Genomic DNA, 13,222 nt, shown 5'->3' with positions numbered 1-13,222 from the left:
AGTACGAATAACCATAATATTTACTCTTTAAGGCAGTTACTTATCTTTTTCAAGATTCGCTCTTTCTTGAAAGGTTAAAAAACCGTAGTGTTGATCTTTTAGAGCACAGATCAGGGTTTTAAGGTTGTTAAGGGCGTTTTCTCCAGTATTGAACTTGCAGTCCAGGCGTATAGATGTGTTTGACATGTCCACAAATTCCCAGGGGTGGACAAAGATAACAGGAGATTCCCAGCGCTTGAGTAGCGGGATAAAAACTCCCGGAGGCAGCCTTATAAATGAAGAAGTAATCGTCGCAGGGATTCTTATTATTTTGCCTTCAACTCTGCTCCGGGGAAACGGAGGCTTATACGCTGCAATGGATGAATCATATCTGAAACCCTCATCTTCCAGAAGTCCAAGATAATTTTTCGGAAACTGCAGGTTTGGGGCCCTGAAAGAAACCAGTTTCTTTTCAAACTGCCTCAGAACTTTTCCAGCCTGTTTAAGAGCAGTTCTGGCTTCTTCTTTATCCATCCGGTCAAAACGCGTATGGGTATATCCATGGCATCCAAGTTCATGCCCTTCTTTAGGAATTCTGGATATAACGTCAGGATATTGCTCAGCCATCATCCCGGTAACAAAAAAGGTTGCTTTTATCCTTTCTTTTTTGAAAAGGTCCAGTAACTCAGGCAGTCCTTCTTCCATGCCTCTCGTACTTGTAAGCATAGGGGGACAGTCTTCTTCCACATCAACGGTTATTGTGATATTTTTCATAAATGACACTTGTATATACCTTGCTTGTCTGTTTACATATCCGGTTCCAGTCATAATTTGAAAGACCTCTTAAAGCCTCCCTGGCAAAGGAAGTTCGCAGGTCCGGTTTTTCTATAAGGTCCTCGAGATAGCATGAAAATTCGGTAAGGCTGTCTGCAAGATAACCATTTACCCCGTTCCTGACAATATCCGAAACTCCACTGTTATTCATTGCTACGACAGGAACTTCTTTTGACATTGCCTCCAGAATCGAAATTCCAAAAGCTTCATTACTCGAAGGAAGGGCAAAGATATCTGCCTGTTCCAGATATCCCAGCACTTTTTCTCTGGACACTTCCCCTGTAAAGTAGAAATTTCCGGATAAACCTGCCTCCTCCACTGCGCTTTCAAGCTTTTCCCTTAGCGGGCCGTCTCCTATCATTACAAACAGCAAATTTTCATGCTTTTCCAGAAGTGAAGGAGCTAGATCTACAATGTTTTGAACACCCTTTTTCTTTGTCATGCGTGCAACGGTGGCAATTATGAGTTTTCCTTCAGTATTTACAGGAAAAGGGACTGTGATGATTTTATCCTCAGAATCTACTCCATTGAAAATCCGGTAAATTGGTTTTTTTGTCATCAGTTTTGAGTCTTTTTCAACTGCCGAACTAACTGCAATTACAGCATCGGCGTTCTTTAAAAGCAATTTACCTGCAAGATATAAAAGCGAACTATATGGTGTATCTCCTACCAGGGAGTGATTGGTGACTACTACGGGAATGCCGAGTTTTCTGGAAACAATAAGAGCAACCATACCTATGGGAGAATCCAGCCCATGGCAATTGACAATCTGATAATTCCCGTTTTTCAAAAGGCTGAAGAGTTCTTTATATGCACCGGGCGTGAGAAATCGACTCTGTCCGGGTAAAGGTCTACCTTTGACCCTTATTACTGATACTCCATCTCTTTTACTGTACTCGGGAACACCCGGGTAGCTCCTTGTAATAACGCTTACCTCATATCCATGCCTGCTCAGGGTTTTAGCAAGGGTGTGCATTGAATACTCGATTCCTCCTACCTTTGGAAAATACCAATCACTGATCATTGCAATTTTATATTTTTCCATATCTCAGATCCTCCGTAATAAAACAGGTATAGGAATCCTATCAGGCTGCTCAGTCCGAAAGAGATAAAACGTTCAAGAAAAACAAAACTTCCTGAAGAAGCAAGCGATAACCCAAAATATAGAAGCAGGGAGACCAGTCCTCCTTCAACTATTCCAAGCCCTCCAGGAGTTATTGGCAGGAGTCCGAGCAGGAGATATAAGATTGAAACTGATGCGATAATGTGCAGAGAAAGATTCAGATTTAGAGCCAGGGCGATCAGTTGAAGTCGTACTATGTCAAGAATCCAGACCCCGGAAGATAGCAGGAGAGCAGGAATAAAAGATTTATGAAGTTTTTTCCAGTTTTGCTTTATATCTTTAAGAAGGACAGTAAATCTTTTCCGGAAAATCCATATGAGTATTCCGGTTGCAAGGGAAGCAAAGAGCAATAGATAAGTTGAATTTAAGGTCAGGATATTTTTCTGAGGCAGGAATTTAATCTCTAAAGAAGGAACGAAATATAGCACATAGAATAAGAGCAGGATAATTGGAATCACTTCAACGAGCCTTTCAAAGAGGATCGTTATGAAAGCGTCGGTATAACTTATCCCGAAACGTTTGTTAACCCATAACATCCGCAGGGGTTCGCCTCCTGTCCTGTTCGCCGGAGTTAGATTATTCACAAAAATTGCTCCGAAAAGAATGGGAAGAAGGTCTGTGGCTTTAAGGTCGTGGCCAATGCTGGAAAGTACCTGCTGCCAGCGGACTGCAAATAAGTACACACTCAACAGGTAAACTAAGAACGCCAGAATGACATATCGAATCCGTGTTTCGGTGAGCATTTTCAAGCTCTCTCCAAGAACAGATACAATCTCTGTCCAGTAGGCATGGACCAGAAATACTCCAACTGTAAGCAGTAAGAGGATCACAATGGCTTTCTTTAATATTCCCTGATTCAAAAATACACCTTCATAGGGATTCAGAGTGGAATTTCTGTGTATATTTTTTATAATTAAAATCTGTTCCTATCTGGATTTTCCATCCATTGAGATTGATCAAACTCTGGATTTTGTACTTTTCCAGATTGAAAAAGACATATTTAAAATATTCTTTTTTACGTATGTTTTATCCCAAAATTATTTTGCTTTTTAAATATCTTTTATTATATTTGTATATCGTGTACAGGTGACCATTATTTTACTCCAACTTTGAATTTGTTTCATTTTACGTAATCATTCCACAATACCAAATTGAATTGGAATTTATTCAACGTTTAACCTTTTGTGTCGCCTGCTGTTGTATTATGAATTAGACTTCCAAACGGTTTTGAATCCACTAAATCATTTCAGGATACAACATTTCTTACGTATCAAAGACTGCATCTCTACATGCCCGAAGCTATAACTCATTAAAAAGTATTTCTCATCTCCTACCCGGTCCCATTCTTATTTTTAGATTCTTTTTATATAATACCTGTCATCATCGTTTTTTCCAGATTCAACTCTATATTTTTAGTTTCAAATTGAAACCTAACATTTCTAATATAGTTTTCTATTACTATTTTTTTTCGAATTTATTCTTTTATAAAATTTCTTTTGCTGATGTTTATATTGTTCGTAGTCTCACAAAGTATCGTCTCCTACTCTGATGAAAAAGCAGTAAGAATTTCTTTCGGGGTGGATTTTCCTTTTAAAATAAAGGATAAATATATATGCTATATCGAAAACCTGGTCAAAAAGGCAAAAAGCGTCTCAGTATTTGGATTCGGCCCCATATTGCTTCCTACTCTTGGGTGACGACTCAAAAATTGATGAAGAAAAGGCTGTATATATGACTCGTTATGCTATAGATCAGGGCGTCAGTTTTATCGATACTGCCTATCGCGAAACAGCGATTATGAGCAGAGATTATGAGCAGAGATTATGAGCAAAGATTACTGAGCAGAGATTACTGAGCAGAGATTACTGAGCAGAGCTTTCTAAAAATTTTAAGCCCTGTAACAATACTGAGATATTTGATTAAATAGAAGAAGAGAAGCTTTTATAAAGTGGCCTTAGAGGCAAGGCTTCAAAATGTACGGAGTGCGGGCAATGTGAAAATAAATGCCCTCAGCAAACCCTATAAGGGATATGTTAAAAATATTGTAGATATTTTTGAGAAATAATTGTTACTTATCTCTCTAACTATCCCCTTGTTTACTTAATTCTTGCTTATACCGGCTGATTTCACTCATGAACTAAATTAATAAACCCCTACTACCGTACATCTTTTTTAAGTCTCATTATATTTGCGTAGGTGACAAATCTTTCGGTGTTTAATTGGTTTTCCTGATGTGGATTTTTTATTTTGAATTTTTCCAACTTTTTTTTGTTAAAATATATCGTTTTTACCTTACTACTACAGTAGTTTTTGCTTCTGGAACTCCTTCCAGGCTGAATGTGTAAGTTCCTGAATTTTCAAACGTATATGAAAACGCTTTTCCGTAGTTAATTGTTTGTTTTTCCCACAAACCATCCTCACTTACAAGCACTGAGGACCCTTTTGGCTTTTTGTAGTTTACCCACGAAACCGTGCTTCCTTTTTCAATTTCCAGGAGACTTGGAGTAAGCGTCGTTGAATATATTGCTATCTTTTCTTCACGAGTGACGTTTTCTTTATTCGTGGTCTCTATAACTTTCACAGAGGACTCTGGTTTTGACTGAACCTGTGCTTTTTCTGCGGTGACTGTTGTTCCCACAGATTTTTCTGAATTTTCGTTTTGTGATTCACCAGCAAGTACGGTTACTGTTCCTTTTATGTCAGGATTATCTTTAAGAGTAAAAGAATAGGTTCCGGGGTTTTCAAAAGTAAAGGAAAAGGCTTTTCCATAGCCCAACGTTGTCTCTTTCCAAAGCTCGTCAGCGCTTGCAAGCACTACTGGGGCTTTTGGTTTCTTGAAGTTAATCCAGGTAACACTTTCACCGGAGTGTATCTCAATTTTTTCGGGTGAAAAGGCACTGAAAATGGCTACCCTGTTAGCAGGGGTATCAGCACTTTTTACAACTATTGTTGACTCTTTTGCCGCTGCAAAACCTGTCGACGTAATAAGAAGCGCTACTATTAGCAGGGCAAAGATTATAGATTTATTACGGTTTTCCATCTTAAAACCTCCAGTTTTCCAGCTTTGTATCTAACTCCTTTTTGGAATTGCCACTCTAAACTTTGATATGCATTTCATATAGCCAAAACGGTATGATTTTTATTCGTGTGGTGGGAATAATCCAGAAGCTTTTGCCAGGCAAACCACTTTGGAATAAGCAAAAAGTCTTGGTTATTCTAAACTGGCTATTCAAACTGAACTGTAAATGTTGACACCTTAACACTTTGATTATCTTTTTTATCTTAAAGATTATAAGTGAAAAAAGTTAGATTTCTGTTCCTTCTTCTTGAAAATAAGAATTTTTTTGATTGAATTTATATAGTCCCTTCATGTATTAATTAGGTAAGATGAAATCAAAAGCACATACCAGAGTAGAAACCAAATCTTCGCTTCTGGATACGATTTTCCTTTCTGAAAAGAGAAAGAATCTTCTTTTGCTCCTTAAAGAAGAAGGTTCAAAAAGTAGTGAGGATATCAAAGATGTGCTTGATTTTCCCTGGAAATCAATCACCCCCCAAATTAAAAAATTAACTGATTGGGGCCTTGTTCTCGAAGATCATGGAATATACTCCCTCTCAGATATGGGTGTGGTGATTGCTTCAAATGCAGAGTTTTTCCTGAATACGCTTTCAGTCTATGAAGAAAATCTGGACTTCTGGTCTGACCATGATGTAAGCCCTATTCCTCCCCATATTCTTAATAAAATAGGAGAACTTGGTCACGTTAAAATTATAGAACAGGATTTCTCAAACGTTTTCCGGCTTCCAGAAGAGATTATGACAAATTTAATGAGTTCCAGGAGTATAATGTCTTTTATTTCGATAGTTCATCCTTTTTCTCTTTTACTTCTTTTTGAGTATCTTCAAAAGGACATCGAAGCTACAACAATTGTTACAGGAAAAGTTCTAGAGGCTTTCCATACTGAATATCATTCCGATATTCCACTTCTAAAAACAAGCAATCCCATCATTAACAAAGCTCTAATCGAATATAAAAAAGAAATAAAAAATGTCTTTCGCAGTAAAGTTTCTGATTTTCTGGTATACGAAGGTGACTTAAAACCCATATCATTGATTGTAACTGATAAGATCTTTTTCCTCTCTCTACTTGACAAAAAAGGGAGAGTGACAACCCGATTTCTAATTGCCTTTGAGCCTCAGGCTTTAAAATGGGGAGAGGAACTTTTTATGTATTATAAGGAAAGGTCAAAGCCCGTATCTTCATCTTTATCTACATTGTGAAATCTGTTCTCCGTTTTTAATTTGTTCCTAAGACTTATTTCGATCTTTGCATTTCTTTTGTTGCTTTTTTCTTGTATCTGAACACTAGATTAACTTTTTTGAGCGAACTGGATTCTACTAAATTCCCATTAATCGGCTGTTACACCTGTGTTAAGATGAGAAAACGAATGAACATATTCCACAGACTGAGCTCATTAACTCTGCGTTTCTTTGAGCTAAACTCATTTGAGAGAAGAATAAACTCTTTTGAGAGTAATATAAACTCATTTGAGAGTAAAATAAACTCATTTGAGCGTAAAATGAACTCTTTTGAGAGTAAAATAAACTCACTTGAGAGGAGAAAATACTCCTCTCTCTATTTTTAAGCCGGGCTTCACCTGAAAGTCAGATCCCCAAGAGCCACTGTATACTCCTTACTTGTGTCGTTATAGCCAATAAAATAGTTTGTCGGATAGTATGCAGTTGTCGGATAGCATTTTGGCAGTTTAAGCTCTTTTGTTATTTCCGGTTTTGTTTTAAGGAGGTCTATTGTAACCATTGGCTCGACAAAAACCATTTTTCCTCCATAAAACCCGTAAATTAAAGTCTCATTAAAAGGCTGCCCATTAAACTCGGGCGCTTTTGGATCTATCCAGTGCGCTCCCATTCTGGGGACTCCTCCTGGTGTGGAAACATATCCTTCCGGAATATATCCAGGTGCCGGTTTTTTCGATACGTTCTTGCAATCTTCCCCAGATGCCGTAATTTTGTCTCTCTCTTCAGGGCTTATCATGTAAAAATGGAAGTCAAGGTGCGGCTTGTCATAAATTCCCTTAGGTTCGTGCCCATGAGGGTTCCAATCTATTCCAATGTGGTTATAAGCCGTGGAAGCAACTTCTTCTGGCAGAGCAAGTGTATACTCTGTAATTTCCTCTTCTGGAAGTCCTTGAAGAGCCGATTCTGTAAAGTTTATTCCTATTGATGAAGGATTTCCTTCTCTGTCAAGTATAACCCAGGAATAAGCAGTTCCGTTGCCCAGGCTTCTGCTCTCTCCCCTAAAAGTTTCCGCTTGAGCTGGTTTAATAACTGAATTTTCTTTCTGCGGTTTTGACTCCCCTATTGTACATCCCGAAAAGATAACTGCAATTGCTGTGAGTAAAGATAAATACTAGGTCACTTTTCTGTATTTCATACTCCTCTCCCCATCTGGCATTTTTATACATGCGTTATTATACCTGTTTTGTGTTATTTTTCTTTTGAAATCCTGATATAAACCTAAATTCTTGTCAGGCCGTAAACACTACATCAACTCTTTCGACATCCCATAAAGACCCCAATTTTTCCATAATATCTTCTTTTATTGCTGGAGCAAACTGATGGTTTGCAGGCAGGTCTACAACCACCCTCACAACTCCATCTTCCACACTCGTTTTCAGGATAAGGTTTGTACGAATTATGTCAAGGCCGGTCAGGGGGTTCATAACGTGCTTTAGTCTGCTCCTGACAACCTCTTCTGTGGTAGGCTCTTTCTCGGTTATAAGCCCGTGTTTTTCTTCATAGTCTTTGATTGCGGCCCGCAGGCCCTCAACTGCAAGTACTGAGCAGTGGGCTTTGATCGGAGGGAGCCCTCCAAGTTCTTCCGAAGCCTGTTTCCATGTTATTTTCTTTGCCTCATCAAGGGTCTTTCCTTTCGCAATATCTGTAATAACCGAGCCAGTAGCAATGTTTGAGGCGCAGCCATAAGATTCGAACTTTATATCTTCAATGATCTTGGTATCAGGATTGACCTTAATGTAAACCGCTACCATGTCTCCGCAAGCCGGGCTTCCTTCAAGACCTTTTCCATCAGGGTTCTCGATCTTTCCCACGTTGTGCGGGTTCTTGAAATGCTCCAGTACTTTTTGGCTGTAAGGAAACTTCATAATCTCACCTTATATTTTTGTAACTTTCTCTAACTATATTTTCTAACTATATTTTCTGACTGTATTTTCTGACTGTGTTTTCTGACTGTGTTTTCTGACTGTGTTTTCTGACTGTGTTTTCTGACTGTATTTTCTGACTGTATTTTCTGACTGTATTTTCTGACTGTATTTTCTGACTGTATTTTCTGATTTACTTATGTGGTCGCCTGGATTCTGCTTCATCTTGCTATTTTTTCTACCTTTTTCCCATTCATTTCCTTGCAAGGGGGCTTATTTCTCGGAGCCTTGCCACTATCTCACTCATTGCTTCAATTGCTGCATCAGCATCCTCAATATGATTATAGCGCCCAAAGGTAAAACGCACTGAGCCATGCGCTCTCTCATGGTCTCCACCTATACCCCGAATTACATGGCTGGCTTCAAGGGAGCGGCTAAAACAGGCTGAACCCGTGCTTACTGCAAAACCTCTCATGTCCATATGCAAAGTTACGGATTCGCCTTCTACATAATGGAAAGTCAGGTTTGCATTCTGAGGCAGGCGTCTTTCCCGGCTTCCATTGAGTGTAACGTCCGGAATCTCGGAGAGTGCTTTATCAATTACGCGGTTTCTCATTGCTTTGAGCCTTTGGTTTTCCTCTTCAGTTACGAGCTCTACAGCTTTTGCAAAACCGACGGCTGATGGAATATTTTCTACTCCTGCCCTCAGGTTAAACTCCTGGAAACCTCCATCCATGAGTTTGGTTATTGGGGTGTCTTTCCTGATGTAAAGCGCACCTATTCCTCTTGGGCCGTGGATGGTATGGGCGGACATTGTGATCAGGTCTACAGGCAGTTCCTTTACATTGAGAGGTAGTCGGGTAAAGCTATGAGTAGCATCCGTATGCAGGAGCACATCTTTTTCTTTGCATATTTCCGAGATAGCTTTCAAATCCTGCACTGTTCCTATTTCCTGGTTCCCCTGTTGGATTGAGACAAGAACCGTTTCCTTTGTAATAGTGTTTTTAAGCCCTTCGATATCTACAAACCCTTCAGCGTCAACATCCAGAAAAGTCGCATTAAACCCCTGTCTCTCGAGAGCTTTTGCTGTATTCAGCACAGGAAAATCTTCTATCTTCGAGACAACAAAATGTTTTCCTTTCTTTTCTTTAAGAGCCAGAGCAACTCCTTTAAGCGCTGTGTTGCTTGACTCAGTGGACCCTGAAGTAAAGATAACCTCCTCTGAATCTGCACCGAGCTTTGAAGCTATGTTTTCGCGGGACCTTTGGAGTGCTTCTTTTGCGTCAATACCCATAGAATAGCCAAATTCCGATGTTGCTACTGCATATATATCAAAAAAATATGGCTTCATTGCTTCAAGTACACGCTCATCCAATCGTGTGCATGCGGCATTGTCAAGATATATTACATTCTCAAATATTTATTCTCCCCCCCATTTGAAATAATCAAATTTTAGATTTTACAGTTAAATTTCAGATTCTCCAGTAAGTTCCTGGACTTTTAATCCGATAAATTCCTGAAGCAATAATCTCCTGGATACTAATAGTTGAATATCAAGCATCTAAATCAGGTAAGCATCTAAATCAGGTCAAATCCGGAAAATCCAAATTATTGTGACACTTTAAGCTCCAGTTCAAATTCTAAGATTTCTCCAGGCCTTAGATAAATAGAGTTACGTTTGCATTCCGTGCTTCTTGAATATATGAGCCTACAGCTCCCCATTCATCTATCCACTCCGTTCGAAGCTCCTCTTTACTCAAGCCCATAATTTCCATGGTCATCTCGCAGGCGATTATTTTTCCACCAAGTTCCTTGAAATCATTCATCAGTCTTTCAAGTGACGCAACATTGGCTTTGTTCATTCTTTGTTTAATCATCTGCCTGCCAAGCCCAAGCATATTCATCTTGGAGAGTGGTCCCTTATCAAGCTCTCCTTTCTTCAAGCGCATTAACCCCCAGAAGGTAAAGTATATGGATGCTTCCATACCCATTGCCAGAGCTCCGTTCGCAATTATAAGTGCACTGTATACCTTATCCATATCGCCACTATGCAGTATAATGACCGTCTTTTCCCCCATTTTCATTCCTCTTCCGGCTTATCTCTGGATCTTTATCTCCCACTCTTTTCCTCCTTCTTTATCTTCAATCTCCAGCACTTTGAGCCCCATTGCTTCACAGGCCATAGGAATTTCCTTTTTTGACGCTGGATGTGTCCCTTTCACAATAACAAGATCCCCTGGAGAGGCTTTCTTTAAGGCTTTTCTACACTCTACCAGCGGAACCGGACAAGTCTGCCCTCTAACATCGATTTCCATTTCTGCCATTATTCTTACCCCCCAAAGTAAGAGAAATGGAAGGATTCTGACAACAGTTCTGTTTGCTGTCTTTCCCCAAATCCATTAGATTCAAAAAAATATATTATCGAAAAATATATTATCGTTTCATATTGAAAACTCTATCTGGGAATACCTCTGTCTGGGAAATATTCTGTCTAGGAAATATTCTGTCTGGGAAACATTCTGTCTAGGAAATATTCTGTCTGGGAATACTTCTCTTGTTGTGAGAAGTCTTTCTTTTCAGAGCGTTCGCCTTATCTTTTCCGCAACTTCTTTTAAATTGGCGGTATCAGGTTCAGTCCATACTACGGATTTTATCCCTCTCCCGCCGTCTCCTTTTCTCCTGGGAATAACGTGTACATGTACATGGGGAACCTCCTGTCCGGCAACTTTTCCATCATTGATTCCTATGTTTGATCCTTCTGCCGAAAATGCCTTTTCGACAGCAGCCGTAATTTTCCTTGCAGCTTCAAAAAGCAAAGCGACACTTTCCGCATCCATATCCGTAAATCTGCTAAAATGTTTTTTTGGAGCTACTAGAGTATGCCCTTCGCTTGCCGGAAAAACATCCAAAAATGCAAAAACGACAGCGTCTTCATATACCTTCTCCGAAGGAAGTTTTCCTTCTATTATTTTACAAAAAAGGCAATCTTCCATCATAACCATATCCCAGTAGAGTTTTAGGGAATACGCTTATATCAGGGTTCTGTTTCTTCCGCAAATTTTATATGTGTATAAAAAAATTATTTAAGTAATCGTTCCTTAATTAATTGAGCCGGGAGTCTTAACTCTCTTAAGCTAAGTGAAAGGACCCTGTTATCCCAATACGAAACTAGGGTTACAGAGCCCAAACTTTGACGAAAAGGGTATCGTGCTGTTGCTATTACATCGCAACTCCCAGAAAATTTCCTATTTTCTGTGACCCTTTAGCGAAACTCTGGAAGTGAAACCCAATGATTGGTTATATCGCAGGTGCACTGACAACTGTAGCTTTTGCTCCACAGCTTCTAAGAGCTTTGACTACGAAGTCTACAAAAGATGTATCTCTTATGATGCTAATTTGCTCTACTTCAGGCATGCTTCTCTGGATGCTTCACGGTATCCTGGTAAATGATCCCGCCCTGATAGCTGCAAACAGTATTTCTTTCGTACTTGCTTTCTTACTATTGGGGCTCAAGCTTAAAAATGACTATTCGGGTTTTGTTCTTAATTTTTGTAGCAAGTATGGGGGGTCTGGAAAGGACGTGTTTTTTTCTAAAAAACGCACATGAAATTCTCTAATCACAGGCACAACGAAATGAAAAGTACCTGAAAGAACTTTTATGTCAAATAATAATGACTATCCAGCTATATATTTATGAATAATTAAACCAATTTTGTTATAATAACCACAATTTGTACTTTCTTTACTGTGGAGGTGAGATAATAACTAGAGTTTTGGGTGGAGCACTCATAGGTATGGTCTGTACTTTTGTCTTCTATTTTATTCCATTAGTAAATTCCATAGCTCCTTTTCTTGGAGGGTTTTTAGGTGGCTACTATGCAGATGGAGGTTCTAGAGGAGGACTTAAGACTGGAGCTCTGATGACCGTTTTCATGATTATTCCGGGTTTTCTTCTTGGGGGATTTCTTGGATCGATACTCAGAGACATTCCTGTTATTGGGGGACTTGTAGCTGCTTCTGCATTTATAATTACCATTGTCATCGTAGCTCATACTGCTGTGATAGGTATAATTGGCTCGGTAATTGGGGCTGTTCTAGCTGAAAAGGGAGAATTTTGACAGTAGGGCCTTGCTTGTTATATCTCCCGCCGGTAAAACGGCAGGCATCTATGGCATTTCAATCGGGGCTAACTTCCCCCGAGCCACTATTTATTTGGTTCTCGCTACCATAGTTTCAAGTTTTACATATGAAGCTTCTTCGTATAACCCTACTCCTGGAGTTTCAGAGAAAAGCCAGGTGGCCTCTGTAGCATTTTCAGCTTCCAGAGCAGAGTTTGACAATAATATATAGCCTCGAAAGTAAAAAACTAGATTCAGCAGGTCGATATTTCATATTCGATCATTTTTGTTGATGTCGATTTTAAAATGATGATCCTTTATTCTGGTACAGTCTAGACCCAGAGCCTCTGGCATATGCATAAAACATAAAGGACTTTCTGCTGGTGTTAAAGTTTTTCATAGGAAAATGAGGTTTAATTGAAATAAAATTCTGAAGAAAAAGTTTTTCAAATCTTTTTCTTCATCACAAAGTACTCTACAAGAATTAAGAACAGAGGCAGAGAAATTGCCATAAGTATTTTGGCTTTTCCCATAGGATTTTTAATCATGCCATTTGTTTCTGCGCTTCCGTTGAAGGTACTTGTGTTTGTTTCACCGTTCCAGTCTCTCAACACTTCTTCTTCTGCTAGTCCACTACCTCCCGCTATCTTTTCCGTATCTTTGGAATAACTGGTTATTGCAAAGCAGGAGAAGCCAGATGTTTTCGCTTTAAAATAAACGTAATCCGTATCTTCTTTAACTTTTTCGGTTTCTAGCGGTTCCCAGTCTTCGTTATACCATTGAAGAATTATCTGGGACTGACTAATGTTATTCTCTTCAAGCCATGACTTTTCAACTTTGAACTCTATAAACCCATTTTCAAAATAATTGGCGACTCCTGCTCCATAATTTCCTACCCAGATATTCACATATTTATATATCTTACCAGAAGGTGCTACTGATACAAAAGTAGATTTATATTTGAGCATTTCTACAGTTGCAATTGTCTT

At 39.1% G+C, this 13,222-nt stretch carries 15 protein-coding genes; 3 read left to right on the top strand and 12 right to left on the bottom strand.

Annotated elements, in window-relative coordinates; genetic code table 11:
- Positions 1-36: 36 nt before the first annotated feature.
- The 4 genes from FXW07_RS03680 to FXW07_RS03665 all read right to left on the bottom strand — a co-directional run bounded on the left by FXW07_RS03680 (position 37) and on the right by FXW07_RS03665 (position 4,976).
- Positions 37-753 (bottom strand): polysaccharide deacetylase family protein, encoded by a 717-nt coding sequence (locus tag FXW07_RS03680; protein ID WP_229393807.1) that lies wholly within the window; start codon positions 751-753, stop codon positions 37-39.
- Complete coding sequence (locus FXW07_RS03675) at positions 728-1,858, bottom strand: glycosyltransferase family 4 protein (protein ID WP_229393806.1); 1,131 nt, start codon at positions 1,856-1,858, stop codon at positions 728-730. The genes FXW07_RS03680 and FXW07_RS03675 overlap by 26 nt, the downstream gene beginning before the upstream one ends.
- Positions 1,834-2,796, bottom strand: coding sequence for a YbhN family protein (locus tag FXW07_RS03670; protein ID WP_229393805.1), 963 nt, complete (start codon positions 2,794-2,796; stop codon positions 1,834-1,836). Before FXW07_RS03670 ends, FXW07_RS03675 begins: the two co-directional genes overlap by 25 nt.
- A gap of 1,427 nt (positions 2,797-4,223) precedes the next feature.
- Positions 4,224-4,976 carry a cupredoxin domain-containing protein gene (locus FXW07_RS03665; protein ID WP_229393804.1) on the bottom strand — a complete coding sequence of 251 codons (753 nt, stop codon included), beginning with the start codon at positions 4,974-4,976 and terminating at the stop codon, positions 4,224-4,226.
- Positions 4,977-5,323: 347 nt separating this feature from the next.
- Between FXW07_RS03665 and FXW07_RS03660 the strand changes: the two genes are divergently transcribed.
- On the top strand, positions 5,324-6,217 hold the full coding sequence (locus tag FXW07_RS03660) for a winged helix-turn-helix domain-containing protein (protein WP_229393803.1): 894 nt from the start codon (positions 5,324-5,326) through the stop codon (positions 6,215-6,217).
- Between the two features lie 373 nt (positions 6,218-6,590).
- Here FXW07_RS03660 and FXW07_RS03655 read toward each other — a convergent pair whose 3' ends face one another.
- The 6 genes from FXW07_RS03655 to FXW07_RS03630 all read right to left on the bottom strand — a co-directional run bounded on the left by FXW07_RS03655 (position 6,591) and on the right by FXW07_RS03630 (position 11,111).
- Positions 6,591-6,989 (bottom strand): hypothetical protein, encoded by a 399-nt coding sequence (locus FXW07_RS03655; RefSeq protein WP_229393802.1) that lies wholly within the window; start codon positions 6,987-6,989, stop codon positions 6,591-6,593.
- A 493-nt stretch (positions 6,990-7,482) separates the two neighbouring features.
- The gene (locus tag FXW07_RS03650; RefSeq protein ID WP_229393801.1) at positions 7,483-8,118 is read right to left on the bottom strand and encodes an iron-sulfur cluster assembly scaffold protein; all 636 of its coding nucleotides are present in this window, start codon (positions 8,116-8,118) and stop codon (positions 7,483-7,485) included.
- A 250-nt stretch (positions 8,119-8,368) separates the two neighbouring features.
- Positions 8,369-9,535 (bottom strand): cysteine desulfurase family protein, encoded by a 1,167-nt coding sequence (locus FXW07_RS03645; protein WP_346655625.1) that lies wholly within the window; start codon positions 9,533-9,535, stop codon positions 8,369-8,371.
- 238 nt (positions 9,536-9,773) lie between these two features.
- Positions 9,774-10,193 (bottom strand): DsrE/DsrF/DrsH-like family protein, encoded by a 420-nt coding sequence (locus tag FXW07_RS03640; protein WP_048123572.1) that lies wholly within the window; start codon positions 10,191-10,193, stop codon positions 9,774-9,776.
- Between the two features lie 18 nt (positions 10,194-10,211).
- On the bottom strand, positions 10,212-10,439 hold the full coding sequence (locus FXW07_RS03635) for a sulfurtransferase TusA family protein (protein ID WP_048117519.1): 228 nt from the start codon (positions 10,437-10,439) through the stop codon (positions 10,212-10,214).
- A gap of 252 nt (positions 10,440-10,691) precedes the next feature.
- Positions 10,692-11,111, bottom strand: coding sequence for an HIT family protein (locus tag FXW07_RS03630; protein ID WP_229393799.1), 420 nt, complete (start codon positions 11,109-11,111; stop codon positions 10,692-10,694).
- Positions 11,112-11,404: 293 nt separating this feature from the next.
- On the opposite strand from FXW07_RS03630, the gene FXW07_RS03625 reads away from it, so the two are divergent.
- Together FXW07_RS03625 and FXW07_RS03620 are read left to right on the top strand one after the other, a co-directional pair.
- Entirely contained in the window at positions 11,405-11,722 is a 318-nt protein-coding gene (locus FXW07_RS03625) for a SemiSWEET transporter (protein ID WP_229393798.1), read from the top strand.
- 166 nt (positions 11,723-11,888) lie between these two features.
- Complete coding sequence (locus tag FXW07_RS03620; RefSeq protein WP_229393797.1) at positions 11,889-12,233, top strand: DUF5518 domain-containing protein; 345 nt, start codon at positions 11,889-11,891, stop codon at positions 12,231-12,233.
- A gap of 90 nt (positions 12,234-12,323) precedes the next feature.
- Here FXW07_RS03620 and FXW07_RS19195 read toward each other — a convergent pair whose 3' ends face one another.
- On the bottom strand, positions 12,324-12,455 hold the full coding sequence (locus FXW07_RS19195; RefSeq protein ID WP_255678600.1) for a hypothetical protein: 132 nt from the start codon (positions 12,453-12,455) through the stop codon (positions 12,324-12,326).
- Between the two features lie 224 nt (positions 12,456-12,679).
- A partial coding sequence (locus FXW07_RS03615) for a PGF-pre-PGF domain-containing protein (protein ID WP_229393796.1) occupies positions 12,680-13,222 on the bottom strand: 543 nt, incomplete at its 5' end.

The sequence above is a fragment of the Methanosarcina sp. DH1 genome, from assembly GCF_020804205.1.
GTDB classification, from domain to species: domain Archaea; phylum Halobacteriota; class Methanosarcinia; order Methanosarcinales; family Methanosarcinaceae; genus Methanosarcina; species Methanosarcina vacuolata.
This window is presented reverse-complemented; position numbering and strand designations above follow the sequence as displayed.

What these genes read in the sequence shown, in the direction of transcription:
- FXW07_RS03680 (WP_229393807.1), bottom strand. Translation starts at nt 753, where the DNA reads ATGAAAAATATCACAATAACCGTTGATGTGGAAGAAGACTGTCCCCCT.
- FXW07_RS03675 (WP_229393806.1), bottom strand. Translation starts at nt 1,858, where the DNA reads ATGGAAAAATATAAAATTGCAATGATCAGTGATTGGTATTTTCCAAAG.
- FXW07_RS03665 (WP_229393804.1), bottom strand. Translation starts at nt 4,976, where the DNA reads ATGGAAAACCGTAATAAATCTATAATCTTTGCCCTGCTAATAGTAGCG.
- FXW07_RS03660 (WP_229393803.1), top strand. Translation starts at nt 5,324, where the DNA reads ATGAAATCAAAAGCACATACCAGAGTAGAAACCAAATCTTCGCTTCTG.
- FXW07_RS03655 (WP_229393802.1), bottom strand. Translation starts at nt 6,989, where the DNA reads ATGATAAGCCCTGAAGAGAGAGACAAAATTACGGCATCTGGGGAAGAT.
- FXW07_RS03650 (WP_229393801.1), bottom strand. Translation starts at nt 8,118, where the DNA reads ATGAAGTTTCCTTACAGCCAAAAAGTACTGGAGCATTTCAAGAACCCG.
- FXW07_RS03640 (WP_048123572.1), bottom strand. Translation starts at nt 10,193, where the DNA reads ATGGGGGAAAAGACGGTCATTATACTGCATAGTGGCGATATGGATAAG.
- FXW07_RS03635 (WP_048117519.1), bottom strand. Translation starts at nt 10,439, where the DNA reads ATGGCAGAAATGGAAATCGATGTTAGAGGGCAGACTTGTCCGGTTCCG.
- FXW07_RS03630 (WP_229393799.1), bottom strand. Translation starts at nt 11,111, where the DNA reads ATGATGGAAGATTGCCTTTTTTGTAAAATAATAGAAGGAAAACTTCCT.
- FXW07_RS03625 (WP_229393798.1), top strand. Translation starts at nt 11,405, where the DNA reads ATGATTGGTTATATCGCAGGTGCACTGACAACTGTAGCTTTTGCTCCA.